The sequence below is a fragment of the Paraburkholderia bonniea genome (assembly GCF_009455625.1).
In the GTDB taxonomy this organism is placed as follows: Bacteria; Pseudomonadota; Gammaproteobacteria; order Burkholderiales; family Burkholderiaceae; genus Paraburkholderia; species Paraburkholderia bonniea.
In genome coordinates this window covers 2277037-2302994 of sequence record NZ_QPEQ01000001.1, presented here as the reverse complement: position 1 = coordinate 2302994, position 25958 = coordinate 2277037, and the positions used below count along the sequence as shown (strand labels likewise).

The window sequence follows — 25958 nt, the reverse complement described above, 5'->3', positions numbered from 1 at the left end:
TTTCGCAGGGTCTGGCTTAGGTTCTCGCCAGATTTTTGTGAGATGCACTTAACCGCGGTGATTTTTTTATGGTCGTTTTTGCCACATGAACGGTTTATGAGCACTACTCCATTGACGAAGCGTGGCGCAGAGCAACTGCGCGACGAGTTGCAGCGCCTGAAGTCGGTTGAGCGCCCCTCTGTAATCAGAATGATTGCTGAGGCGCGTGCCCAGGGTGATCTGTCAGAAAACGCCGAGTACGACGCGGCTAAAGAAAAGCAGGGCTTTATCGAGGGCCGTATTGCGGAAATCGAATCGAAGCTCGCTGGAGCCCAGGTGATTGATCCATCGTTAGTGGATGCTGACGGCCGGGTGGTCTTCGGCGCGACGATCGAGCTGGAAGACCTGGCTTCGGGCGCGCCGGTTACGTATCAGATCGTCGGTGATGACGAAGCGGATCTCGAACATGGCCTGATTTCGATCAGTTCGCCTGTCGCCCGTGCGCTGATTGGCAAGACAGAGGGCGATGTGGCGTCGGTCCAGGCACCGAGTGGCGTGCGCGAGTACGAAATCATTTCGGTGCGTTACGTCTGATGCGCAAGGTGATGACGGGAATGCCGCAGCGTCTCTTTCAACTGCTTACTGTGGTTTGGGTCGGTAGTTTGCTGACGCTGGGGTATGCGGTAGCGCCTGTGCTGTTTACTTCGCTGGACCGGATGATGGCGGGGATGGTCGCAGCCAGGCTGTTTCATTTCGAAGCGATTGCCGGGGTGGTGTGTGGTGTGGCGCTACTGGGGCTGGCGAACCTGCTGGTTCGTCGCGGCTGGCACGGCTATCGCCGCCTGCGCTGGCTGATTGTTGGTATGTTGCTCTGCGTACTGGTGGGCTATTTCGCGCTTCAGCCTTTTATGAATGCCTTGCGGGTCGCGGCATTCAATGCGGGTAGCGATGTGAGCCATTCAGCTTATGCAAGCCGGTTTGGCATGCTGCATGGTGTGTCGAGCGTGTTTTATCTGCTCGAGAGCTTGCTGGGGCTTGCGCTGTTATGGCTGTTGCCAGCAGCGCAGCGCGAGGCACCTGCTCTAACCGAGGTGGCTGGAGATCGGGGCGCTTAAGTTTCTGCGCATGATGGTGTATCGGCAGAGTTTTATCCGGGCGTCTGCTGACGCCCGATGCTGACTGATACCTGCCGGATATCTGATACCTACTTCGAAGACTGATGCTGGCGTTTGGCGCTGGGCAGACGTTTTTTGGCCCGTTTGATATTGCCGCCAGCCGTCACACGTTCATTACCCCGCACCAGCATCTTTTTTGGCTTGGGCTTGCGCATGGGGTTATCCGCGGGCTTGACGACTTTCACCACGCGTGGCGGTGCCCGGCCTTTGTCCAGCTTGCCTTCTTTCGCTGCTTCACGGGCACTGGGAAGCACACCGCGTTTGAGCTTGACGGGATCTGGCTGGGCCGCCTCGGGCTTCCAGATCACCAGCAGCTTGCCAATGTGCTGAATGGGCGCAGCGTTCAACTGGTCGCAGATTTGCTCATAAATGGCGATCCGTGCTTCACGCTCATCACCAAATACGCGGATCTTGATCAACTGATGCACGTTGAGGTGGACGCGGATTTCTGCCAGTACCGCGTCGGTCAGGCCTTCAGCGCCGATGAGCACAACCGGTTTGAGCGCATGTGCCTGGGAGCGCAATTCAGCGCGCTGGTCGGAAGATACTTTAAGAACTGGCATGGAAAGTGAAAGACTCGACTAAAATGGCGGCACCTTGAGTCCAGACGGATCAGTGATTGATGCGTTGCAAGACCGTGGGGCGCGTCAGAACGACAGAAGGATCGCGGTTGCGGGCCAGATGAAAGGCCAAGCATGGCAGCCGCGCGATATAAACGCGTATTATCCGCTAAAAGCACGGCGTCACGCAGAAGAGTTCATCGCTTAATGGCAAAAAATCGCTTCAACCACTCGTGGCTCCACGATCATATCAACGACCCGTACGTAAAACTGGCGCAACGCGAGGGCTATCGGGCCCGCGCAGCCTACAAACTCAAGGAAATTGACGAGCAGGACAAACTGATCCGCCCAGGTCAGGTCATTGTCGATCTGGGCTCGACGCCAGGTAGCTGGAGCCAGTATGTGCGCAACAAGCTGTCGCAGGGGACACGGCGCGGCACCGCTGAGCGCGAAGGCGGAATCGACGGCATGATTATCGCCCTTGATCTTTTGCCGATGGAGCCGATTGCCGATGTGCACTTCATCCAGGGCGATTTCCGTGAAGATAGCGTGCTGATCCAGCTGGAAGAGATTCTAGGGGAACGCGAAGTTGATCTTGTAATTTCCGATATGGCGCCCAACCTGTCGGGAGTAGCGCTGGCAGATGCTGCACGGATTGAGCATGTTTGTGACTTGGCGCTCGAATTCTCGCAAAAGCATTTGAAGCCAGATGGTGCTCTTTTAGTTAAGTGTTTTCATGGCAGTGGTTACAGCCAGATTGTCGAAAAATTCAAGCGTCAGTTTCGGACTGTGGCACCGCGCAAGCCCAAAGCATCACGAGATAAATCGGCAGAAACATTTATTTTGGGCAAGCATTTGAAACAAGCCCGTTAATCGGGAAGTCATGCGCCGTCCTGCATACCTGCTGGGCCAGAAAATAACGTAGCTACTGTGTGGGGCGGCTATGTTTAGTGAATGGCAGGGGTCTGCGGAGTGGATTAGAATGCCTGAGGGTATGCCGCAAGGAAAATGTAGGCGCCCGTTCTATGAGTGAAGGAGTGGTGCTTTGAACAACAATATGTTTTCGAAGGCGGCAGTGTGGGCGGTGATTGCACTGGTGCTATTTACTGTGTTCAAGCAGTTCGACAAGCCGCATGTCCAGGAAAGCGTTTCCTATTCCAAGTTCATGGACGATGCCAAGAATGGCAAAGTCAAGGACGTTGTGGTGCAGGGCCGCAATCTGATTGTGACGCCGCAGGATGGCCAGAAATACCAGATTGTCTCGCCGGGCGATATCTGGATGGTGGGCGATCTGCTGAAGTACAACGTTCAGGTTAGCGGCAAGGCAGATGAAGAACCCAGCATGCTGGTGTCAGCGTTGACCTATCTTGGTCCGACCATTCTGATCATCGTTTTCTGGTTTTATATGATGCGGCAGATGCAGGGCGGGGGCAAAGGCGGGGCCTTCTCGTTCGGAAAATCACGTGCGCGTCTGCTGGACGAAAACAATAACGCGATTAATTTCACCGATGTCGCGGGTTGTGACGAAGCCAAGGAAGAAGTCTCTGAACTGGTTGATTTTCTGCGTGATCCACAAAAATTCCAGAAGCTCGGTGGCAGGATTCCGCGCGGTGTACTGCTGGTGGGGCCGCCGGGAACGGGTAAGACCTTGCTGGCCCGGGCGATTGCCGGTGAAGCAAAAGTGCCGTTCTTCAGCATTTCAGGTTCAGATTTCGTTGAAATGTTTGTCGGTGTGGGCGCAGCCCGTGTGCGCGATATGTTTGAGCAGGCCAAAAAACACGCGCCGTGTATTGTGTTTATCGACGAAATCGACGCAGTAGGCCGTCATCGTGGCGCTGGCACAGGCGGTGGTAACGACGAGCGCGAGCAGACGCTGAACCAGATGCTGGTTGAGATGGATGGCTTTGAAGCGAACTCAGGTGTGATTGTCATTGCCGCAACCAACCGCTCGGACGTGCTCGACAAGGCCTTGTTACGACCGGGACGTTTCGACCGCCAGGTTTATGTCGGGCTGCCTGATATTCGTGGCCGCGAGCACATCATGAAGGTTCACCTGCGCAAGGTGCCGATTTCAAATGACGTGGATGCCGCTGTTATTGCACGTGGCACACCAGGTTTTTCGGGTGCTGACCTGGCTAATCTCGTCAATGAAGCCGCGCTTTTTGCTGCACGCCGGGGTAAGCGGATTGTCGAAATGGCCGACTTCGAAGATGCGAAAGACAAAATCTTCATGGGTCCTGAGCGCAAGTCTGCGGTGATCCGTGAGGAATCGAAGCGAGCGACGGCCTATCACGAGTCCGGGCATGCGGTGATCGCCAAGCTTTTGCCGAAAGCGGATCCGGTGCACAAGGTGACGATTATTCCGCGTGGCCGCGCGCTAGGTGTCACGTGGCAGTTGCCGGAACACGATAACGAAACTTATTCGAAAGACTATTTGTTGGACCGTCTGGCCATTCTGTTCGGTGGCCGGGTAGCTGAAGAGCTGTTTCTTAATCTCATCAGCACGGGTGCATCAGATGACTTCAATAAGGCGACGTCGACGGCCCGGGCCATGGTGGCACGCTTTGGGATGACGGATGCACTTGGGCCAATGGTCTATGTCGACGACGAAAATGACGCGACGCCATTTGGCCGTGGTTTCACACGGACCATCTCCGAGGCGACCCAGCAAAAGGTGGATGCTGAAATACGCCGGGTGCTTGATGAGCAGTACAACCTGGCCAAGCGTCTGCTGGACGAAAACCGCGACAAGGTTGAAGCCATGACTGCGGCACTGATGGAGTGGGAAACCATCGACGCCGATCAGATCAACGACATCATGGCGGGCCGCCCGCCGCGTTCACCTAAAAACGCACCTCCTCCCACAGGTGGTGCCGCTCCCGGTGGCAGTACAGGCACCGAGGTGAAGCCTGGTAATGCGACTGCCCCTGCCTGATCGTTAATCGGTTTGAAGTACGGGCCGGTGTGATTTCACACCGGCCCGTTTTGCATTCTTCCCTGATCTGTCCAAAACTTTCCTGTGTTCAATTCCGCTAGCGTGTCCCGCGCCGTTCCCGAGCCGTTGCAATGTGGCCGTTTTACGCTGACGTTCGAGCGGCCATTAGTGATGGGAATTTTGAATGTCACGCCGGATTCGTTTTCCGATGGCGGTCAATTTGCCGCGCGAGATGATGCGTTGCGTCAGGCCGAGCAGATGCTGCGCGCTGGCGTGGACATCATTGATATCGGCGGCGAGTCATCGCGTCCCGGTGCGCCGCCGGTGCCACTTGAAGTCGAGCTTGAGCGGGTGATGCCGCTGCTGGAGCAATTGCGTGATGCGCAGGTGCCGTTGTCAGTCGATACCTATAAGCCAGAGGTCATGCGTGCGGCACTCGCGGCAGGGGCGGACCTGATTAACGATATCTGGGGTTTTCGCTTGCCTGGCGCGCTCGAGGCTGTGCGTGACAGTACCTGCGGCTTGTGTGTGATGCATATGCAGGGCGAGCCGCAGACCATGCAGCTTGGCGCAACGGTTTATCAGGATGTCGTGGCCGAGGTGCGTGAATTTCTGCAAAGCCGTGCCGATGCGCTTATCCATGCAGGAATTGCGAAGGCACGGATTTGTGTCGATCCAGGGTTTGGTTTCGGTAAAGGCGTGGTTGAGCACAATTACGCGTTGCTTGCGCAGTTGCAAGCTACCGCGCCACAGGGTGCGCGGCCGTTTCCGATTCTCGCGGGAATCTCACGCAAGTCGATGCTGGGTGCGGTCACGGGGCGGGCTGCCTCTGAGCGGCTCGCAGCGAGCCTTGCCGCAGCGGTCTGTGCAGTCGAGCGGGGAGCGGCAATTGTGCGTGTGCACGATGTGGCACCAACGGTCGATGCACTCAAAATCTGGGTAGCCGTGCGCGATGCCGCGCTTGGCGGCTGAACCTGTAAGCAAAGCAATCAAGGATATTTCAACGATGGCACGTCGCTATTTTGGTACTGATGGGATTCGCGGGAAGGTAGGAGCAGCGCCCATTACCCCTGATTTCGTCTTGCGCCTGGGTTATGCCGCGGGCAAGGTGCTGGCGGGAGGCGAGCACTGGGTTGGCACCGCGCAGCGGCCTACGGTGCTAATTGGCAAGGACACCAGAGTGTCGGGCTATATGCTCGAAGCGGCGTTGGAGGCAGGGTTTTCGGCCGCTGGGGTTGACGTAATGCTGGCAGGGCCGATGCCTACCCCTGGCATTGCTTACCTGACGCGCGCATTGCGGCTTGCAGCAGGCGTCGTGATAAGCGCTTCGCATAATCCCTACGATGACAACGGCATCAAATTTTTCTCCGCCGATGGCAACAAGCTGCCGGATGAGGTTGAAGCCAGAATCGAAGCGCAGCTTGAGCAGCCATTGGCGTGTGCGTCGGCTGAACAGCTTGGCAAGGCGCGTCGTCTCGATGACGCCCCAGGGCGTTATATCGAGTTTTGCAAGAGCACCTTTCCCGCCGCTTTCGATCTGCGTGGCATGAAGCTCGTGGTGGATTGTGCGCACGGTGCGGCGTATCACATCGCTCCCCATGTTTTTCATGAGCTAGGCGCGGATGTGATTCCGATTGGCGTTGCACCCAATGGTTTCAACATCAACGATGGCGTGGGTGCGACTGCGCCGGATGCCCTGGTGCGCGCGGTGCGGGCCAATCACGCGGATCTCGGGATTGCGCTGGATGGTGACGCCGACCGCCTGCAGGTGGTGGATGCAGCCGGGCGGCTCTACAACGGCGACGAGTTGCTGTACGTGCTGGTCAAGGACCGGATAGCGACTGACGGCGAAGTCCGGGGGGCGGTTGGCACGCTGATGACCAATCTGGCGATCGAAGTCGCGTTGCAGCGCCTCGGCGTGCCATTCGTGCGGGCGGCGGTGGGTGACCGTTATGTGCTTGAACAATTACGGGAACATGGCTGGCAACTGGGCGCTGAAGGCTCGGGGCATATTTTGTCTCTCGACCGGCATTCGACGGGCGATGGCATTGTTTCGTCGCTGCTCGTGCTGGCGGCGATCAAGCGCAGTGGCCAGACGTTGGCGCAATTGCTCGATGGTGTGACGTTGTTCCCGCAAAAGCTGGTGAATGTGCGCATGCAGCCGGGTATGGACTGGCAGGGAAATGCGGCGATCCAGCGGGCGATTAGCGCGGCAGAGCAGGCGCTGCATGGTCATGGCCGCGTGCTGATTCGCGCGTCGGGCACTGAGCCGCTGCTGCGCGTGATGGTTGAGGCCGAAGCGCGGACCGATGCGGAGCGTCATGCCGAGGCGATTGCTGCGGTGGTGCGTGAGGCGAGTGTTTAAGGCGCCGTGGTGAAACGGGTTAAACCGGTTTCACCGAGGGGGCGGGCGGACGTGCCCAGACAATCAAGGCACGAAGCTGATTGCTTGTCAAAGATGGCCGTTTCAAGCGCCAGGTGCTGCGCCGACTAATTTGGCGGTACCGGGTGCCGCAGGCCATTGACGTTCTCGTTGCTGCCGCGTTGCCAACGGTCAGGTAGGTTAGTAAATCCGGCACTGGGATTCAAGCCTTCCAAGCCTTCGTCATGGCCGGTCGTTTGGTGTCGCATTCACTTTTTATCTGCCGCGTGAAGCCTGGGCGGTACTGCCGTCCAGGTGACACGACATTTAATTAGAGCTGACTCGGCCAAGGCCATGTCTTAAAACCTTCGGAAGGGGGCATTTCCCCAATTTAATGCTTCTTTTAAAGTCCACTGCGGAGTATCTGGCACAGCTTCGATTTTTTCGAATTGTGGCACGTTAAACACAGGTTCAATGTGGTGTTTTAATCTGATTGCATGCTCTGCTGCAGCAAAAAACTGGAGAAGTTATAGAGGGGATCTTTTAATATATTCTTCGTGAAATGCGGCAATTCCATAATTAAAAGTCAATTTTTTATTTTTGGAAAAATTTTTATATTCGATACATATCTATCAAGAAAGTCATACAGATATCCCAGTGAAATAATATTTGATCCGGATAAATCTAGAGTCTCCAGAGACGGAAGTTTCGTGCCGGAAGGTAGATTATTTAAATCAAAATAATCCTCGTCTGAGACTAAATTTAAATGTTTTGCTGACTCATTGTTGATGGCGGCAATAGGGCATTTTCACTTGAATTTTATCTCCATGGTTTCTAATCTATTGAATTGGCTTATATCCGGAATGGAGGTTTTTAGCGCTATCTGTTCTTTTAATTCTTTGCACTGATAGGCCGCATAATTTGTTTTTTCAACACTTGGATGCCGTTGATACCAGGCAGGTTTGCTGATTTTTTCCTGCAGAGAAAGGTCGTGGTGTAGTTTAGACAAAATGCTTTCGTATTGCTGTCTACGTTTAAAAATCAAATCTGCCTTGGAAATTGTGTTCGTATTCGAGGTGGGTGCGCAAAGCGAGGGGTCATTTTCAAAACCGTCTGTGCGGGTGGCGCATGTATCGAGATCGTGAGTCTTGTATTTGATTAAAATTGCCGTGTCAGGCGGTGCTATTTTGCTATCAATAAGTCGAAATGAAAAATATAAAGAAGAAATGAAATATTTCCCCTCTGAGGTATCGGTTTCTTCGAGTGCTTCATATACCCACTGCCGAAAATCAGTGCTATATAAACCTTTCGATCCCGAGATTTTTATTTTATAAAAACCGATGCCGCCATTTTCCCCAAATAAAAATCCGGTAATTTTTTTCTTTGCCAGGACCTTTCTGTTCTCGTCACTCATGCGATGACATATTGAGAATTTCATTTTGAATCGATAAAAGGCCTTCTTCGCATGAATTTTTATCATTGACAAGGTGCCACAATATTTCCTTTTTAAGGACTAAATTGTTCCAGACTTTAGCGACGGAGATTTCTGTCAGCGGCGTAGAATCTGGAATGTCTGGCGCAGCATTCATGGAAATGCTGCTCAGGCTGCCCTCCCTGCGCAGGAGAGATGCCCTTCCTGAACTTCCAGTACCGCTCTCGTCCTGGACAGAGTTACTGCCATGTATGGATTTTGTATTCTGAATTTTTTGCATGGGCCCACGGGACTCATTCGGTTCGACCTGTTGGATCGTATCCTTGAAAGATGACTGCAAATCATTGTCTGAGGCGCAGCTGTGCAAAAAAGTTTGATGGGTTTCAGTACGCATTCAGTCAATTTAAAATTAATCAGTTTCATAACTCGTATTTTGTTTGTGCCTGCATTAAATAACAGCGACTGTTTGCCACGATGTAGCTCTTACAGCCAGGGTGCCTTGGGATACAAGGCCCAAGGTGACAACCCGCAACCCTGACAAATTGGCTTGGCTAAACTGTCGGTTTTAGCCACTCGGCCGACCTGGCCAGCACGGCTGCCAGCATATTGCGTCACTTACCGGCCTGAAACGTTCCATTAGAAGGCCACTTATGGCTGATTTTCCAGGATGCCATTAATCCATGCCGCATAGATACAAGAAGTTCTGGCTAAATTAACTAAGGAATGTCTGCAAAAATTCTGCTATCAAGGTTCTGATGAACTATCCTGGGATAGCAGAAAAATTAACTGGGGGAGAGGCGTGATGATGTGCTGGTTAAAACATCCGAACTTCGAAAATCAGGTTGTGCAGGTATTTCATGCAAATCGGCAGTTTAATTTTCCACTGACCTTTAAAGCGTGGAGCGAACTGACAGCACCCAGTTGGTTCATCAGATACCCCCCACTGGGCTTCCTTCCGGCTTTTTCCCGAGGGTATATCGGTTCGCATGACCTAGACTTATTTCTTCCCGATGGCAGTCCGGTGACTGTCACATTCGTTTCATCATTCGTCACGGTACTGTCATAAAGCAACGTTAGTCTGCGTGGTGTTGTGTTTCCGCTCATCCCACTGGAGGTCTTATGAAGCTGATGTATACCGCGTTCGCTGGTCTGGCTGGCATGTGCTTCGCGCTGGCCGCGCAGGCCGCCGATATCACTGGTGCTGGCAGCACCTTCGCCGCGCCGATCTACACCAAATGGGCCGATGCCTATCAAAAGTCCGGTGGCGGCAAGGTGAACTATCAGGGCATTGGTTCGTCAGGCGGGATCAAACAGATCATTGCCAAAACAGTCGATTTCGCCGGTTCCGATGCGCCGCTCAAGGATGATGCACTCGCTAAAGATGGTTTGTTCCAGTTTCCAACGGTGGTCGGCGGGGTAGTGCCCGTGGTGAATGTGGCGGGTATCAAGCCGGGTGAACTGGTGCTGTCTGGTGAGTTGCTGGGCGAGATCTATCTGGGCAAGGTCACTAAATGGAATGATCCGGCGATTGTCGCGCTGAATCCGAAACTGAAGCTGCCTGACACCGATATCGCGGTGGTTCGCCGTGCCGATGGTTCGGGCACCAGTTTTATCTGGACTAACTATCTGTCGAAGGTGAATCCGGAATGGAAGTCGAAGGTCGGCGAGGGCTCGACCGTCAACTGGCCAACGGGCACGGGCGGTAAGGGCAATGATGGCGTCGCCGCTTTTGTGCAGCGTCTGCCGGGCGCAATTGGCTATGTTGAATGGGCCTACGCGAAGCAAAACCGCATGGCCTATGCCGGCCTGAAGAACGCAGCGGGTGCGCTGGTCGAACCAAAAATCGAAACTTTTAAAGCGGCTGCGGCGGGTGCTGAATGGTCGAAGTCGTTCTATCAGATCCTGACCAATGAGCCCGGCAAGAACGCCTGGCCGATCGTCGGTGCGACATTCGTGTTGTTGCACACCACCCAGGACAAGGCTGCGCAAGGTGCCGAAACGCTCAAGTTCTTTGACTGGGCATTCAAGAATGGTGCCCAGGCAGCGAGCGATCTGGACTACATCACGTTGCCTGATTCGGTGGTGGCAGAGATTCGTTCGCAGTGGAAAGCAAAGGTTAAAGACGCAACAGGTAAAGCGCTGGCTGAGTAAGCGGCGCGGCAGTCTGTGCTGTGGTTTTTAAGCAGCTCTTGTCTGGCGCGGTGGTAGTGCGTTAAACCACCGCGCCAGGTGCTCTCCGAAGCATCACGTGAGGTGGTGCGCCTTTTCTGGAATGGGTTCTCATGTCCGATGTCCATCCTGTGCCGAACCAGCCTCGCGTGTCTGCTGCGCCCAGAGCTCCGGGCCGTTTCGGGGACCTGATTTTTGCCTCGCTGACCCGTGCATGCGCTGCCATTACGCTGCTGCTACTGGGCGGCATCGTGGTGTCGTTAGTGATTGCGTCGCTGCCGTCGATTCAGCAGTTTGGCTGGAATTTCCTGTGGAATGCCGATTGGGACCCTCCTGCCGATCAGTTCGGTGCGCTGGTTCCGATTTACGGCACGCTAGCCACATCAGTCATTGCCTTGCTGATCGCTGTGCCTGTCAGCTTTGGCATTGCGCTGTTTCTGACCGAACTCTCTCCGGCCTGGCTGCGTCGTCCGCTGGGTATTGCCATTGAACTGCTCGCCGCGATTCCGTCGATTGTGTACGGCATGTGGGGGCTGTTAGTGTTTGCGCCGATTTTTGCTTCCTGGTTTCAAAAGCCGCTAGGCCATGTGCTGGGCGGCATACCGTTTGTGGGTGCGTTATTTCGCGGCGCGCCGATTGGCATTGGCATCCTGTGCGCAGGGGTGATTCTGGCGATCATGATTATTCCGTACATCGCTTCGGTGATGCGCGATGTGTTTGAGGTCACGCCGGTGCTGCTGAAAGAATCGGCGTATGGCGTGGGTTGCACCACGTGGGAAGTCATGTGGAAGATCGTGCTGCCGTTCACGCGCACCGGGGTGATCGGCGGCATCATGCTGGGCCTTGGCCGGGCGCTGGGCGAGACCATGGCGGTGACCTTCGTGATCGGTAACACCAACTTGCTGGATAACGTGTCGCTGTTTTCGCCGGGCAATAGCATCACGTCGGCGCTGGCCAATGAGTTTGCCGAAGCGAGCCCGGGCTTGCATACCGCGGCCTTGATGGAGTTGGGCCTGATTCTCTTTGTCATTACTTTTATCGTGCTGTCGGTGTCGAAGCTGATGCTGCTGCGCCTTGAACGCAAGGAGGGGGCGAAATGAGCCAGCCAATGTCCGACATGCCCGCGTCAAGCGGTGGGGCCGCACTCGAAGCCATGCGGGTGCGTTTGCAGCGCCGTCGCCGGGTGACCAATGCCGTGGCGTTGACCTTGTCGCTGGCAGCCATGGTGTTTGGCTTGATCTGGTTGATCTGGATTTTGTTCACCACGTTGCGGCTCGGTGTGGGCGGGCTGTCGCTGGCGTTGTTTACTGAGTCGACGCCGCCGCCTAATACCGATGGCGGTGGGCTCGCCAATGCGATTGTCGGCAGCCTGATGATGGTTGGCCTGGCGACCTTTGCGGGCACGCCGATCGGTATTCTGGCTGGGGTGTTTCTGGCCGAGTACGGACAAAAAAGCTGGCTGGCGAGCATCACGCGTTTCGTCAACGATATCTTGCTGTCCGCGCCGTCAATCATCGTGGGCTTGTTTGTGTATGCGCTGGTGGTGCTCAAGATGGGCCATTTCAGTGGCTGGGCTGGGGTGATCGCGCTGGCGCTGTTGCAGATTCCGATTGTGATCCGCACGACGGAAAACATGCTCAAGCTCGTGCCGAATGCGCTGCGTGAAGCGGCTTTTGCGCTGGGCACGCCGAAATGGAAGATGGTGCTGTCAATCACGCTTAAGGCTTCTACGGCGGGCATCGTGACCGGTGTGCTGCTGGGCGTGGCCCGTATCGCGGGTGAAACCGCGCCGCTTCTGTTCACTGCGCTGTCGAATCAGTTCTTCACATGGGACATGAGCCAGCCAGTTGCCAATCTTCCCGTGACTATCTTCAAGTTTGCGATGAGCCCGTTTGCCCAGTGGCAGTCGTTGGCATGGGCCGGAGTCTTTCTGATTACGCTTTGCGTGCTGGGGCTGAATATCCTCGCACGCACGATCTTCTCGAAACGCTAAGGAAAACCAGGTGATGAATCTGAGCGAACTCTCTCCCAATAAACCAGCGCGCGGGTTTGAGCGCGCGGGTGCAAGCCTGAGGCCCGTGCCGCACGCGGCCGCGAAGATCTCGGTCAATCATTTGAATTTCTTTTATGGCAAGTTTCATGCGCTGAAAGATGTCAACTTGCGGATTCCCGAGCACAAGGTCACGGCTTTTATCGGTCCGTCAGGTTGTGGCAAATCCACGTTGCTGCGCACTTTTAACCAGATGTATGCGCTTTATCCCGAGCAGCGTGCCGAAGGCGAGATCCTGATGGATGGCGAAAACCTGCTGACTTCCCGGCGCGATATTTCGTTGCTGCGCGCGCGGGTGGGCATGGTGTTTCAGAAGCCAACGCCGTTTCCAATGTCGATCTACGACAACATTGCGTTTGGCGTGAAGATGTTTGAAACGCTGTCGCGCTCCGAAATGGAGGATCGCGTGGAGTGGGCGCTGACCAAGGCCGCGCTCTGGAATGAAGTGAAAGACAAGCTGGGACAAAACGGCTATGGGCTTTCTGGCGGCCAGCAGCAGCGTCTGTGTATCGCACGCGCGATTGCGGTGCGCCCGGATGTGTTGTTGCTCGACGAGCCGTGTTCCGCGCTGGACCCCATTTCGACTGGCCGGATTGAAGAGTTGATCGCCGAGCTGAAAGACGATTACACGGTCGTGATTGTCACTCACAACATGCAGCAGGCCGCACGCTGCTCGGACTACACCGCTTATATGTACCTGGGCGAATTAATCGAGTTTGGCGAAACTGAAAAAATCTTTATCAAGCCGCTCCGCAAGGAAACCGAAGACTACATTACCGGCCGTTTTGGCTGACTGGGCTGAGCGCATCTCAGGCTGCCGTTTTTGCCCGCTATTTTTTGCCTGCCACTGGCCTGACCACGGAGCACGATATGTCCGATAAACACCTTTCCAGCCAGTTCGATGCTGACCTGAATCTCGTATCTTCGAAGGTGCTCGAAATGGGTGGCCTCGTTGAATCACAAATTGTGAATGCGATGCACGCGCTGAATCATTTCGATGCCGACATGGCCGATCAGGTGATCGCGGCCGAGGCTCGGCTGAATGCGATGGAAATCGAAATTGACGAAGAGTGCAGCAACATCATCGCGCGCCGTCAGCCAGCGGCCCGCGATCTGCGTTTGCTGATTGCGATTTCAAAGACCATCACCAACCTTGAACGCGCGGGCGACGAAGCCGAAAAAATTGCCAAGCGCACCCGGCGTCTGATGGAAGACGGTGCCGCGCGCACGATCAATATCGCGGAGATCAAGCTCTCGGGCGAACTGGCGGTGTCGATCCTGCGGCGTGCGCTGGATGCCTTCGCCCGGCTGGATACGGTGGCGGCCGCGCAGATCGTGCGCGACGACAAAGCCATCGACGAAGAATTCCGTGCGTTCGTGCGCAAGCTGATCTCTTACATGACAGAAGACCCGCGCTCAATCTCGGTTGGGCTCGATTTCCTGTTTATCGCCAAGGCGATTGAGCGCATTGGCGATCACGCGAAGAACATCGCCGAATTCATCATCTACATCGTCAAGGGCAAGGATGTGCGGCATCAGTCGCCCGATGAGCTCGAACGTGAGGCCTTGAGCTAACTTCAACTGGTTTCAATCAAGAGGTGACGATGCCTGGCAGCATTCTGGTGGTCGAAGACGAACCCGCGATCGCTGAGTTGATCGCGGTCAATCTGCAGCATTCAGGTTACTTTGCGATTCGTGCGTATAACGCAGAACAGGCGGCGCATCTGATCGGTGATGTGCTGCCGGATCTGGTGCTGCTCGACTGGATGTTGCCGGGCAAGTCAGGGGTTGCGTTTGCTCGTGAACTGCGTGGCAGCGAGCGCACGAAGCATATTCCGATCATCATGCTGACCGCGCGCGGTGACGAGCAGGACAAAGTGCTTGGCCTCGAAATTGGCGCAGATGATTACGTGACGAAGCCGTTCTCGCCTAAAGAACTGATGGCGCGGATCAAGGCGGTGTTGCGCCGCCGTGCGCCGCAACTGACGGAGGATGTCGTGTCGATCGACGGCTTGCGGCTTGATCCCGTCACGCACCGGGTGGCGGCGCATGCGCCCGCAGGCGAGATCAAGCTTGATCTGGGACCCACCGAATTCCGCCTGCTGCACTTTTTCATGACCCATCCCGAGCGCGTGCATAGCCGCACGCAATTGCTCGATCAGGTGTGGGGCGATCATGTTTTTGTCGAAGAGCGCACGGTGGATGTGCATATCAAGCGTCTGCGCGCGGCGCTTAAGCCTGCTGGTTGCGATGCGATGATCGAAACCGTGCGCGGCAGCGGTTACCGCCTCGCCAAGGCATCCTGAGCATGCGTGCCTGGCTGGAACGAGCATCCCGTAGTGCGTGCTTCATGATTTGTGGCACGCTCCCGTTTTTTCCTGCTGTGTTCTCGCTGAGCGCTCGCTCATGAATCCGATCTGGACGCGCTCTCTCATCGCCATCGTTTTGCTGGGCTTGCTGTGCTTCGTCGCTGGCGCGCTGGCAGGCGTGACGGCGGCGCTGGTGCTGGCGGTGGTGGTGCTGCTGGCACAAAGTCTGTCCGGGACGTTTCACAAGCAACGGCTGTGGCGTTTGCTCGACGCGCCCGCGTATGGCGAAGTGCCCAGCGCGTCGGGTGTCTGGGGCGAAATTTATTACCGCCTGTACAAGCTCGCCAAACGCTGGCACGGCCAGGTGCGGCAGATTGAGCAGCAGCATGCGCGGTTTATTCAGGCGATTCAGGCTTCGCCCAACGGTGTGGTGCTGCTCGATCAACATGACCGGATTGAGTGGTGCAACGCGATTTCGCAGACGCATTTTGGTCTCGATGCACAGCGTGACCTGCACCAGCACATCACGCATCTGGTGCGCCAGCCTACGTTCGTGCGCTATCTGAACGCGCATCAGTACGACGGCACGCTGGTGATGTCGGGGATGGGTGAAGCGCGCTACAACGTGTTGTCCGTGCAGGTGTTTCCGTATGGCGAGCGCCGCAAGCTGGTGCTGTCGCAAGACATTACCGAGCTGGAGCGCACGGATGCGATGCGGCGTGATTTTGTCGCTAACGTGTCGCATGAGCTGAAGACGCCATTGACGGTGTTGTCAGGGTTTCTCGAAACCATGCGCGAGTTGCCGCTGGGCGAGGCCGAGCGGCAGCGCTATCTGGAGCTGATGGCGCAACAGGCTGCACGGATGCAGCACATCGTGAGTGATTTGCTGGTGCTGGCGAAGCTCGAAGGCGATAGCCGCCCGCCTGGCGAGCACATCGTCGATATGCGCGCAGTGCTGCGGCATCTGCGCGACGATGCGGAGAATTTATCGGGTGGGCGGCATCGCCTCACGTTTGCTAGCGACCTGGGCTTGAGCGTGGCGGGGGTGGAGAGCGAGATTCTGAGTGCGCTTGGCAATCTGGTGACGAATGCCATTCGCTACACCCCTGATGGCGGCACGATTCATGTGGTCTGGCATGACGTGATGGGCTGTGCTGTGTTCGCGGTGAGCGATAGCGGGTTGGGTATTCCTGCTGCTGATATGTCACGGCTCACGGAGCGTTTTTACCGGGTGGACCGCAGCCGTTCGCGCGATACCGGTGGCACGGGGCTGGGGCTGGCGATCGTCAAGCATGTGCTGCAACGGCACGATGCACGGCTCGAGATCAAGAGCGAAGAAGGGCGCGGTAGCACTTTCTCAGTGCAGTTTCCGGTGTCGCGCACGGTGTGGTGCGAGGCGTCTTCCGAAGATTGATGCCGCGCTTGATACCGTGCGCCTGGGGTACGTCTGGTGTGCGCTGGCATCGGCGTAAATCGTGTGGGCCGTGCGGCCACACTGGTTTATTCCGTTCATCGAGTTCATCAAACCTGGTCGGGTGTCAGTGCGGCGTGCAGAAGTGCCGTGCTCGCGCCCTGATCTGTGCCAGCCATGTGGTGTTGCAACCACCACAGGCCAGCTTTCTGCAGCGGCCAACTGCGGCGCTCGCCTGCCAGCAAATGAGCGGCGACATGCCCGAGCGTTGGTTGATGGCCGACGATCACTACCGTATTGGCCACGCTGCCATCCGCCCAGCCTGCCGCGCTGAGTACTTCTGCAACGCTCGCATCCGGCGCGAGCAGTGGCACCACGCGATAGTGCTCGCTGAGTGCCTGAGCCGTCTGGCGCGTGCGCAGCGCTGGACTGGCGAGCACCACGGCATCGGGATCGAGGCGGGCCTGCAGCCATTGCGCGACGGCTTGAGCCTGTTGCTGGCCACGGGGCGTCAAGGGCCGGGCGAGATCGCTGGCAGCGTAGTCTTCGGCTTCGGCATGACGCCAGAGAATGAGGTTCATTGACGTGGTTCCTGATGAGGGGGCAAGGGGCATCACGTTACGCCAGGCCATGGGAAGGTGCAATTTTGTGCCGCTGCAGCGTATGTGGGCAAATGGTGTGAGCACCAGTTGAACAGGGCTGATTGGCTATAATGCGGGCCTTGTGGTTTGGGCATGACGGTGCAGGTTTTGGCACTGCTTCGCCGCTACCTTCCGAATTCCTTCCGATTAGAGAGTGCTCATGAGTTTCAATCACGTCCCCGCAGGCAAAGACCTTCCGCATGACTTCAACGTCATCATCGAAATTCCCGCGCAAAGCGAGCCGGTAAAGTACGAAGCCGATAAAGAAATGGGCCTGCTCGTCGTCGATCGGTTTATTAGCACCGGTATGCGTTATCCAGCGAATTACGGCTTTATTCCACAAACGCTGTCAGGTGATGGCGATCCCGTCGACGTGCTGGTAATCACCCCGTTCCCGCTGCTGGCTGGCTCGGTGGTGCGGGCCCGGGCGCTGGGCATGCTGCAAATGACCGACGAAGCAGGTGTCGACGCCAAGCTGATCGCCGTGCCACATGACAAGGTGTGCCCGATGACCGCCAGCCTGAAATCAGTGGATGACGTGCCGGCGTATCTGAAAGACCAGATCAAGCATTTCTTCGAGCAATACAAGGCGCTTGAGAAAAACAAGTGGGTGAAGGTTGAAGGCTGGGCGGGGGTGGATGCCGCGCATAAGGAAATCGCCGATGGCGTGGCGAATTTCGGCAAGTCTGTTTGAATGGCTGGGTTGAGGGTTGGCCAGAGGGTGCCAGGGCGGGTTTAGCGGTTCGGGTTTGATTTCTGGCTAAAGCAGGTCTGGAAAAACCGCGTGTGCTCATTAAGAGCCACGCGGTTTTTTTGTTGCTGTCTGGATGCCGGATATTTCGGTTTCGTGCGCGCGCTTCCAGTCAAAGTTCAATCAAAGTTCAACCAGGCGGCCAGATCAGTGCAGTGGCCCGAGCATTCTGGCAAACCGCTTCGCTGCCTCCAGGCCAAAGCCGCTCGGCAGCAATTTCACATCGCGGTCGCGTAAAACATCGAAGCCCATGCGCCATGCCGCAATGCGCTTGCCATAACAAATCAGCGTATCGAGCGACTGCATCACGAAGACGATAGTGGGCAGTACCTGTTGGTACAGCACTTCCGCTTGCTCGATGTCACCTCTTTTGAACGCCTCATAGATATGGTGTTGCCAGTCGAAGCAGTCGGGCGCGACGATCATGCCCGAGCAACCGGCGCGCAGATTGTCGATCAGTTCCAGGCCGCCGCGGCCATTGAAAACGGGCATCAGATGCCCGACGCGGGCAACGGCTTCGGCTAATACGATCGACGGGCCTTCGCCTTTGAGCACGCGAAAGTTGGGGCACTGCGCGGCGAGCTGCTCAAGACTTGCCGGTGTGAGGCCGACGCCCAGGTATTCAGGTGCGTTTTGAATCCCGACCGTGATGTCGAGCCCATCCATCACGGCGGCGAAGAAATCGAAGTAAAACGATTCCGCTTGTGGCGCGGCACCCGCCACGAGGGGCGGCGGTTGCAGGATGAGCCAGCTCGCGCCTTGTGCTATCGCGTATTGCGCGAGTTCGCGCTGCGCCTCAACCGAGCTGCCGGTGATGGTGACCGCGAGCGGCACCGCGCCTGCGCTATCTTCGCGGGCCCATTGAATGATTTGTTGCCGTTCGGTTTGCGACAGCTTGTTGACTTCGGTCGCCAGCCCGAGCACGGCGACGCCGGGCGCTCCCGCCTGTATCGTGGCTTCCATCTGCCGCCGCATCGCAGCGCGATCAAGCCGGTTGGCGCGATCGAAGAACGCGTAAAGGATCGGATAGATGCCAGCGATATCAGCCGGGCGGACGGCAGGGTAGTTCATCACGTGTAAGTCCAGTACAGAGGGTTTGTCAGAGAGTTCGTGGTTAGTGAAGATGCTCGCGCTGAAGCTGAGCCGAAGCAGGCTGCATGGCGGCATCGCGCTGTTCTGAGCGGCGAATGACCGCTTGCATCACAAAGGTCATCAGCGCACCGAACGTGAGACAGGCAGACAGAAACAGCATGGGAGCGATCACGCTGCCGGTGTGCTCCTTGATGATCGGCACGACGTTCTGCGAAATGAAACCGCCGAGGTTGCCGATCGAGTTGATCGCGGCGAGGCCTGCGGCGGCATTCGCACCGGTCAGAAAGCGGCTGGGCAGCGACCACAGCACGGGCTGGCCAGCGAACATGCCCGCTGCAGCGAAACACAGACAGATGAACTGCAACGTGTGGCCGGGCACGAAGACGCTCAGCAGCAGGCACAACGCGCCGAAGAGTGTTGGCACCACGATATGCCAGGTCTGCTCGTTCTTTGCGACGGAGCGGCGCGGCACCCACCACAGCGCAATGCCGACCATCACCCACGGGATGATATTCAGCAGGCCATTGATCGTATTGCTGACACCGAACCCCTGGACGACCGTTGGCAACCAGTAGCTGAGGCCATACGCGGACAGTGGAAAAAACAGGAAGTAAAACGCCATCAGCAACACGCGCCGGTCAAGCAAGACCGCGAATGGGTTGCTATGGCCGGTTGGCGCAATGCGTGCGGCTTCAGCCTGTAGCGTCGAGAGCAGCCAGTTTTTCTCGGGCTCGCTAAGAAAGCGTGCTGTGCGTGGCGTTTCGGGCAGGATCTTGAGCACCACGCCGCTCATCAGCACCGCAGCCATGCCGGTGACGAGAAACACCCACTGCCAGCCGCGCAAGCCGAGCAAACCGTCGAAGTCGAGCAGCACGCCGCTGATCGGCGCGGTGATCGCGTTCGCTACTGCGCTGCCGATCATGAAATAGCCGACAAGGCGCGCGCGATAGCGCGCTGGAAACCATAGCGTCAGGTAATACATCACGCCAGGATAGAAACCCGCCTCGCATGCGCCGAGCAGAAAGCGCAGCAGGTAAAACATTGTCGTGTTGTGCGTATACGCGAGTGCAACGGTTACGGCACCCCACGACAGCATGATGCGGGCGAACCATCGGCGTGCGCCGATCTTGTCGAGCATGAGATTGCTCGGGATCTCAAATAGCAGATAGCCGATAAAAAATAGCGACGAGCCCAAGCCATAGGCGGCCTCGCTGATGCCTAGATCGGCAACCATTTGCAGCTTTGCAAAGCCGATATTTTGCCGGTCAATGTAAGCGATCAGATACAGCAAACCCAGCAACGGCATGAGCTTGAGTGTGGCGCGCCGGATAATCAGCTCGCCTTCAACGGCTGGCGTGTTCAGCGACATGTAGGGTTCTCCTGTTCGGCCAGTTAATCCTGGCTAATCCTGATTAATACCTGGCCTGGTTAATGCGAGTCGCGCGGGACGGCCGCGCCGCTCGCACCGACGAGGAAATCAAGGTCTGCGCCGAGATTGGCTTGCTGGACGCTAGTGACATACAACTTGCTCCAGCCGCGGCTGGGCACATCGGGTGCTTGCCACGCGGCACGGCGGCGTGCGAGTTCTGCGTCGTCGACGTCGAGATGCAGGCGCCGGCCTGCTACGTCGAGTTCGATCATGTCGCCGTTTTGTACCAGCGCGAGCGTGCCACCAGCAGCGGCTTCTGGTGCGACATGCAAGACGACGGCACCGTAGGCAGTGCCACTCATGCGGCCATCAGAAATCCGCACCATATCGGTAATGCCTTGCTTGAGTACCTTGGCGGGCAGCGGCATGTTGCCGACTTCGGCAAACCCCGGGTAGCCCTTGGGGCCCGCGCCTTTGAGCACCATCACGCAACTGGCATCGATATCCAGACTGTCGTCATTGATGCGCGCGTGCAGGTCTTCGACACTGTCGAAGACCACCGCCCGGCCGCGATGCTGCAACAGTCCTGGCGTTGCCGCGGATGGTTTGATGACTGCGCCATCGGGTGCCAGGTTGCCTTTCAGCACAGCAATGCCGGCCTTGGGCTTGAATGGTGCCGTTACCGGAAATATCACTTTGCGGTCGTAGCATTCGGCTGTGCCGACGTTGTCCCAGATGGTCTGGCCATTGACCGTCAGCGCCTCACGATGCAGCAGGCCAGCTTCGCCTAGCTCACGGAGCACAGCGGGCAGGCCGCCCGCATAGTAGAAGTCCTCCATGAGGAATTCACCGGAGGGCTGCAGGTTCAAGAGGCATGGCACATCAGAGCCGTGCTCCCAGTCTTCGAGTTTCAGCTTGATGCCGATGCGGCCGGCAATGGCCAGCAGATGCACGACGGCATTGGTTGAGCCGCCGATTGCAGCGTTGGCGCGAATCGCATTCTCGAACGCTGCGCGGGTCAGGATCTTGTCCATCGTCAGATCCTCCCTGACCATCTCCACGATGCGGCGTCCGGCCATATGCGCCAGCACCTGACGGCGCGCATCGACGGCGGGAATCGCAGCGTTGTGCGGCAGTCCCATCCCGAGCGCTTCGACCATGCTGGCCATGGTCGAAGCCGTGCCCATGGTCATGCAGTGGCCGCGCGAGCGGTTCATGCCGCTTTCAGCTTCGATGAATTGATCGAGGCCGAGCGTGCCTGCACGAACCTGTTCGGACATTTGCCACACGCCCGTGCCAGAGCCGATGGTTTGGCCGCGATAGCGGCCGTTCAGCATTGGCCCGCCTGACACCGCCAGGCTTGGAAGATTGCACGACGCGGCACCCATCAGCAGCGCAGGCGTGGTCTTGTCGCAACCACACAGCAAGATCACGCCATCAATGGGATTGCCGCGAATCGACTCTTCCACATCCATGGAAGCCAGATTGCGAAACAGCATGGCGGTAGGGCGCAAATTCGATTCGCCTAGCGACATCACGGGAAACTCCACCGGAAACCCGCCCGCTTCGTACACGCCTTTTTTCACGTATTCGGCAAGCTCGCGGAAATGCGCGTTGCACGGCGTCAGCTCAGACCATGTATTACAGATGCCGATGACCGGCCGGCCGTCGAACAGGTGATGTGGCAGCCCCTGGTTTTTCATCCAGGAGCGGTGAATAAAGCCGTCCTTGTCGGCCTTGCCGAACCAGGCCTGGCTGCGGAGGGGTTTCTTGGTGATGTTGTCCATGACTCATCCGTGAGGTAAGAGGAGGCGAAAATTTTTTGTCGGGGTGTGCAAGGTTTAAGCGTTTGAAGCGCTTTAGAAGCGGTGGCGCAGGCCGAGTGAGAAGCTGAACTGATTGTTTTTGCCGTAAAAGGGCGTGACAAACGAGGGCTGCGCTGCAAACGTGACCCATGCGCCGCCTAGCCGGGAGTAATCGGCTTCGACGTAAATATCAGTGGCTTTGCTCAAGTTGTAGTCGAGCATCACGGCACTGGTCAGCCGGTTGCCGGAAGTGCCAGCGTGCTGGAGATGGTCCCCGGTAATGGCCGTGATGAATTGCGTGAAGGGTGTGATGAAGTATTTGACGCCGACGTTGACCGCCTGGTTACGGTAGTCGGCGTTATCAATCCAGCTATGGGTATAGCCTAGAAACAACGTGCCGGACGGGATCGCATAGCTGCCGCCGACGCTCCAGATGCGCTGCAGGCTCGATGGCACGGTCAAATCATAAAAACGTGTCAGGTCGTGGATGACCTGATAGGCCCCGCCTACCTGCCAGCCATCTTTGGCATAAGCCAGCGAGATGCCATCCGTCGCGTTGCGCGAGAAGCTGCCGGCCACATTGCCAAAGGAGTGCTGAGTTTTGAGTGTCACGCCACCGTAGGTAAAGGTGTACTTCACCATGTTGTCCTGCCTGTCGCCGGTGTAGTTGCCGCCCTGGAACCCCACCACTGCATAGTTGGACAAGCCCATTGCGTCATAGGTGGGGATCATCTCGTGCATGGTGGTGTACTGGCGGCCCAGCGTCAGCGTGCCAGCCGTACCCTGGATGCCGACGTAGGAGGACCGGCCAAAGAGCCGCCTACCCTGCAAGCTGTGGCCGTTAGGCAGGAAGTAGCCGGATTCGAGAACCAGCAGGATTTTGGTGCCGCCGCCGAGATCCTCCACGCCCCGGATACCCCAGCGGCTACCCGTCAGCGGGCCGTCAGCCATGCGCAGATTGCTTTTGCCGTCTGTGGTCTGGTTGGTGGTGTAGCGCATCGTTACGTCGAGCAAGCCGTACAAGGTGACTGAGCTTTGTGCCAGTGCAGTACAGCTAAGTAATGTCATCGAACTGCCAAAAATAAGTGAATCTCGTAAAGCCATGCTGCTGTCTCCATGTCTCCAGAATCTTGTTTTCTCAAGTTCTGGGTTTGACCGTCTGGTTCGGTGCCAGGTGTGCTGGGGCATGCCTTACGGCTAGCCCGCTAGTGTTGCTAATGCGGCTAGTGCTGTTGCGCTGCTAACGGGCCGCCTGCGAGCCCGCCTGCGAGCCCGCCTGAGCGCGCTGCCATGCGGCGACGAAATCACGCGCCTGCAGTGCAACTTCCGCGGCACTCTGGCCAGGTTTGTACAGCGCACTGCCCAGACCGAAGCCGTTTGCGCCTGCGGCTACAAAAGTGGCGAGACTGGCTGGCGTGATGCCACCCACCGGCAGCAACGCAAGTTTTTGCGGTAATACCGCACGCCAGGCTTTTAGTACGGCTGGGCCAAGCTGTTCAGCCGGAAACAGCTTGAGTGCATCAGCACCTGCCGCGAGCGCGGCAAATGCTTCAGTCGGCGTTGCCACGCCAGGCATGGCGATCAGCCCGGCTTCCCTGGCGCAGCGAATCACGCTTGGATCGCTGTGCGGCATGACGATCAACTCGCCGCCGGCAGCGCGTACCGAAGTGACTTGTTCAGGGGTGAGCACCGTGCCTGCGCCAATCAGGCAATCTGCGGGCAAACGCTGGCGCAAGGCGTTGATGCTCTGCAATGGCTCGGGTGAATTGAGCGGCACTTCGATGATGCGCAAGCCCGCCTCGTAAAGCACGCTGCCAATCGCTTCGACCTCAGTTGGCGTGACACCACGCAGAATCGCCACCAGGCCACATTGGCTTAACGTTTGTTCGATCATTGCCCGTTCCTTCAATGGTTTGGTTTGTCAGATCACGCGGGGCCGATGAGCCCGGCCTGTCGCGCGAGTTGCCAGAGCCCATGCTCGGTGGCGTGTTCGATGATCTCGACGCGTGAGTGCCCGTAGAAGGACAGTGCGCGGGTGTAGCGCTGACAGAGCGCGGCGTCGCCGACTAGCACGATATGCGGCGTGTCAGGCCCGGTTCTGGCAGGCAAGCCTGAGCTGGCGTGAAGCCCCGCCAGTTCATGGCCGATCAGCAAGCCAGAGAGATAGTCCGCTTGCGCGCCAGGCCGCAAGGCACCGGTTAGCCCCAGCGTGCGGCAACTGAAGATCGTTGACAGCACGCCAATTGAGGCTTCGCTGGAGAGCGTTACCCGCAGGCCTCGTTCAAAGGCCTCATCGTCAGCGGGTATCGAGCTTTGTATCGTGCGGCTCAGGATCGTATGGTCGCGGAGCGCGGCATACACCTCACCGGTCATGAACGTATCGAAGTGTTCGATGCGCGTGCCGTTCACGCGGACCCACTTGGAATGCGTGCCGGGCAGGCCGACCAGGACATTCGTCTGGCTGGATGGCGGGTGCATGTGCAGTGCGCCAATGACTTGGGTTTCCTCACCGCGAATCACGTTAGGCAATGACGAATGCTCGATCAGACCCGGGACGACGTGAATGACGTTCCCTCGCTGGGTTTCGATGCGCGTCAGTTGCTCACCGACCCGGGTGAGATCGACCGGCAGCGCGAGATAGGGCGTTTCGCGCCAGCCTTGCGCACTGCCAATCATGCCGGCGGCGATCACCGGCAGCGTGGGGGCTGCGTCTAGCCAGGTGCCGCAGATTTCATCGAAAGCCTGGGCAAAGGCTGCGGCAGTTCCGCCATTGGGAAGCTGCATCAGGCCCCACGGCCGATGGCGCTGCTCCAGGACAGTCGCTTGTGCGCTGAGCAGATAGGCCCTTAACGAAGAGGTTCCCCAGTCCAGTGCAATGAGTTGCGCTTGAGGCGCGTGCATGCAGTCACCTTGTTTATGGTTGTTGGGTGGATGGCAGGTATTGGCTATTGGCTCTCGCGGGTTCAGGGCACCGGTGTTGGCAGGGGCCGCCCCGAAAAATGCGCGTCCAGGTTGTCGAACGTGAGATCGGCCATAGCCTGGCGGGTCGATGCTGTACCGCTGGCCATGTGAGGTGTCAGCACCACGTTGTCGAGATCAAACAGCGCGGCGGGTACTTGTGGTTCATGGCAAAAGACATCAAGCCCGGCACCACCAATTGTGTTCTCGCGCAGCGCATTGACCAGCGCTGTTTCATCAATGACAGACCCACGTGCCACGTTGATGAGCAAGCCGTTGGGCCCGAGCGCCTGGAGTACCCGGGCATCAATGAGCGCACGTGTGGTCGGCCCGCCATAGGCGCACACCACCAGAAAATCAACGTTGGCAGCGAGTGTTTGAGGATCGGGGAACCATGCGTAACTGACATCCGTTTTACGGCTGCGGCCGGTATAGGCGAGGTGCATGCCGAAGGCGGCCGCGCGTTGTGCGATGGCCTGGCCGATGCGGCCCAGGCCGACGATGCCGAGGCGCTTGCCGGAAACCCGCGTGCTTAACGGATATTGCCCCGCTGGCCATTGTCCGCGCCGGACAAAACGGTCGGCGGACACTACCCGGCGCGCGGTGGCGAGCAGCAGCGCGATGGCGAAATCGGCGACGTCGTCGGTCAGGACGTCCGGCGTGTGGGTGACATGCACCGCGTGCTCACGCGCTGCCTCGACATCAATGCCGTCGTAGCCAACACCAAACACGGCGATGATTTCGAGGGCCGGTAAGCGCGCGATCAGCGCGCGCGTCACGCTTGATTCGCCGTTGGCGGCAATCCCGCGCAGCCTGGGCGCGAGTGCTGCCAGGCTGGCTTCGTCGAGTTGCGTGGCGTGGTGGCAATCGAAATGCGTATTCAGTTGGTGCTGTAGGGCATCGGGCAACCTGGCAACAACGAGCAGACTGGGTTTCATAGCTTTTCCGGCCGAAAAGTGA

Annotated in this window: 25 protein-coding genes; 14 read left to right on the top strand and 11 right to left on the bottom strand. The window is 57.5% G+C overall.

What is annotated here, in order from left to right; genetic code table 11:
• Positions 1–96: 96 nt before the first annotated feature.
• Together greA and GH656_RS10005 are read left to right on the top strand one after the other, a co-directional pair.
• Positions 97–573, top strand: a complete 477-nt coding sequence (gene greA / locus GH656_RS10010) for a transcription elongation factor GreA (RefSeq protein ID WP_153075745.1) — start codon at positions 97–99, stop codon at positions 571–573.
• A gap of 20 nt (positions 574–593) precedes the next feature.
• A complete protein-coding gene (locus GH656_RS10005; protein WP_153075744.1) occupies positions 594–1094 on the top strand; it encodes a DUF4149 domain-containing protein in 501 nt (166 codons plus the stop codon).
• Between the two features lie 89 nt (positions 1095–1183).
• Here the strand turns inward: GH656_RS10005 and GH656_RS10000 are convergent, their stop codons facing one another.
• The gene (locus tag GH656_RS10000; RefSeq protein ID WP_153075743.1) at positions 1184–1717 is read right to left on the bottom strand and encodes a YhbY family RNA-binding protein; all 534 of its coding nucleotides are present in this window, start codon (positions 1715–1717) and stop codon (positions 1184–1186) included.
• 204 nt (positions 1718–1921) lie between these two features.
• Here GH656_RS10000 and GH656_RS09995 point away from each other — a divergent pair, with 204 nt between their 5' ends.
• The 4 genes from GH656_RS09995 to glmM all read left to right on the top strand — a co-directional run bounded on the left by GH656_RS09995 (position 1922) and on the right by glmM (position 7014).
• Entirely contained in the window at positions 1922–2587 is a 666-nt protein-coding gene (locus GH656_RS09995) for an RlmE family RNA methyltransferase (RefSeq protein ID WP_153075742.1), read from the top strand.
• 172 nt (positions 2588–2759) lie between these two features.
• Positions 2760–4649: an ATP-dependent zinc metalloprotease FtsH gene (gene ftsH / locus GH656_RS09990; RefSeq protein WP_153075741.1), complete on the top strand. Its 1890-nt coding sequence runs from the start codon at positions 2760–2762 to the stop codon at positions 4647–4649.
• 102 nt (positions 4650–4751) lie between these two features.
• Positions 4752–5621, top strand: coding sequence for a dihydropteroate synthase (folP, locus tag GH656_RS09985; RefSeq protein WP_246184244.1), 870 nt, complete (start codon positions 4752–4754; stop codon positions 5619–5621).
• A gap of 34 nt (positions 5622–5655) precedes the next feature.
• Positions 5656–7014: a phosphoglucosamine mutase gene (glmM, locus tag GH656_RS09980; protein ID WP_153075740.1), complete on the top strand. Its 1359-nt coding sequence runs from the start codon at positions 5656–5658 to the stop codon at positions 7012–7014.
• Between the two features lie 805 nt (positions 7015–7819).
• Here the strand turns inward: glmM and GH656_RS09975 are convergent.
• Both GH656_RS09975 and GH656_RS09970 read right to left on the bottom strand, forming a co-directional pair.
• Complete coding sequence (locus GH656_RS09975; RefSeq protein ID WP_153075739.1) at positions 7820–8425, bottom strand: hypothetical protein; 606 nt, start codon at positions 8423–8425, stop codon at positions 7820–7822.
• Complete coding sequence (locus GH656_RS09970; protein ID WP_153075738.1) at positions 8418–8723, bottom strand: hypothetical protein; 306 nt, start codon at positions 8721–8723, stop codon at positions 8418–8420. The genes GH656_RS09975 and GH656_RS09970 overlap by 8 nt, the downstream gene beginning before the upstream one ends.
• Positions 8724–9562: 839 nt before the next feature.
• Here GH656_RS09970 and pstS point away from each other — a divergent pair.
• The 7 genes from pstS to phoR all read left to right on the top strand — a co-directional run bounded on the left by pstS (position 9563) and on the right by phoR (position 16385).
• Positions 9563–10594: a phosphate ABC transporter substrate-binding protein PstS gene (gene pstS / locus GH656_RS09965; RefSeq protein WP_153075737.1), complete on the top strand. Its 1032-nt coding sequence runs from the start codon at positions 9563–9565 to the stop codon at positions 10592–10594.
• 131 nt (positions 10595–10725) lie between these two features.
• Positions 10726–11712 (top strand): phosphate ABC transporter permease PstC, encoded by a 987-nt coding sequence (gene pstC, locus GH656_RS09960; RefSeq protein ID WP_153075736.1) that lies wholly within the window; start codon positions 10726–10728, stop codon positions 11710–11712.
• Positions 11709–12605, top strand: a complete 897-nt coding sequence (gene pstA, locus GH656_RS09955; protein ID WP_153075735.1) for a phosphate ABC transporter permease PstA — start codon at positions 11709–11711, stop codon at positions 12603–12605. The genes pstC and pstA overlap by 4 nt, the downstream gene beginning before the upstream one ends.
• A 13-nt stretch (positions 12606–12618) precedes the next feature.
• On the top strand, positions 12619–13455 hold the full coding sequence (gene pstB / locus GH656_RS09950; RefSeq protein WP_153075734.1) for a phosphate ABC transporter ATP-binding protein PstB: 837 nt from the start codon (positions 12619–12621) through the stop codon (positions 13453–13455).
• Positions 13456–13532: 77 nt separating this feature from the next.
• Complete coding sequence (gene phoU, locus GH656_RS09945; protein WP_153075733.1) at positions 13533–14237, top strand: phosphate signaling complex protein PhoU; 705 nt, start codon at positions 13533–13535, stop codon at positions 14235–14237.
• 29 nt (positions 14238–14266) lie between these two features.
• The gene (gene phoB / locus GH656_RS09940; RefSeq protein ID WP_153075732.1) at positions 14267–14968 is read left to right on the top strand and encodes a phosphate regulon transcriptional regulator PhoB; all 702 of its coding nucleotides are present in this window, start codon (positions 14267–14269) and stop codon (positions 14966–14968) included.
• Between the two features lie 100 nt (positions 14969–15068).
• Positions 15069–16385: a phosphate regulon sensor histidine kinase PhoR gene (gene phoR / locus GH656_RS09935; RefSeq protein WP_153075731.1), complete on the top strand. Its 1317-nt coding sequence runs from the start codon at positions 15069–15071 to the stop codon at positions 16383–16385.
• A 107-nt stretch (positions 16386–16492) separates the two neighbouring features.
• On the opposite strand, the gene GH656_RS09930 is transcribed toward phoR, so the two are convergent.
• On the bottom strand, positions 16493–16963 hold the full coding sequence (locus GH656_RS09930; RefSeq protein ID WP_153075730.1) for a SixA phosphatase family protein: 471 nt from the start codon (positions 16961–16963) through the stop codon (positions 16493–16495).
• Positions 16964–17183: 220 nt separating this feature from the next.
• Between GH656_RS09930 and ppa the strand changes: the two genes are divergently transcribed.
• Positions 17184–17717 (top strand): inorganic diphosphatase, encoded by a 534-nt coding sequence (ppa, locus tag GH656_RS09925; protein ID WP_153075729.1) that lies wholly within the window; start codon positions 17184–17186, stop codon positions 17715–17717.
• 204 nt (positions 17718–17921) lie between these two features.
• Here ppa and GH656_RS09920 read toward each other — a convergent pair whose 3' ends face one another.
• From GH656_RS09920 to GH656_RS09890, 7 genes are all read right to left on the bottom strand, one after another.
• The gene (locus GH656_RS09920; RefSeq protein ID WP_174769735.1) at positions 17922–18845 is read right to left on the bottom strand and encodes a dihydrodipicolinate synthase family protein; all 924 of its coding nucleotides are present in this window, start codon (positions 18843–18845) and stop codon (positions 17922–17924) included.
• A gap of 43 nt (positions 18846–18888) precedes the next feature.
• Positions 18889–20235 carry an MFS transporter gene (locus GH656_RS09915; protein WP_153075728.1) on the bottom strand — a complete coding sequence of 449 codons (1347 nt, stop codon included), beginning with the start codon at positions 20233–20235 and terminating at the stop codon, positions 18889–18891.
• Positions 20236–20294: 59 nt separating this feature from the next.
• Positions 20295–22022, bottom strand: coding sequence for an IlvD/Edd family dehydratase (locus GH656_RS09910; protein ID WP_153075727.1), 1728 nt, complete (start codon positions 22020–22022; stop codon positions 20295–20297).
• 72 nt (positions 22023–22094) lie between these two features.
• Complete coding sequence (locus GH656_RS09905; protein WP_246184243.1) at positions 22095–23108, bottom strand: porin; 1014 nt, start codon at positions 23106–23108, stop codon at positions 22095–22097.
• A gap of 172 nt (positions 23109–23280) precedes the next feature.
• Positions 23281–23934 carry a 2-dehydro-3-deoxy-6-phosphogalactonate aldolase gene (locus GH656_RS09900; protein WP_153075725.1) on the bottom strand — a complete coding sequence of 218 codons (654 nt, stop codon included), beginning with the start codon at positions 23932–23934 and terminating at the stop codon, positions 23281–23283.
• A gap of 32 nt (positions 23935–23966) precedes the next feature.
• A complete protein-coding gene (locus GH656_RS09895) occupies positions 23967–24941 on the bottom strand; it encodes a 2-dehydro-3-deoxygalactonokinase (protein WP_153075724.1) in 975 nt (324 codons plus the stop codon).
• 62 nt (positions 24942–25003) lie between these two features.
• Positions 25004–25936 carry a 2-hydroxyacid dehydrogenase gene (locus tag GH656_RS09890; protein ID WP_153075723.1) on the bottom strand — a complete coding sequence of 311 codons (933 nt, stop codon included), beginning with the start codon at positions 25934–25936 and terminating at the stop codon, positions 25004–25006.
• Positions 25937–25958: the final 22 nt, after the last annotated feature.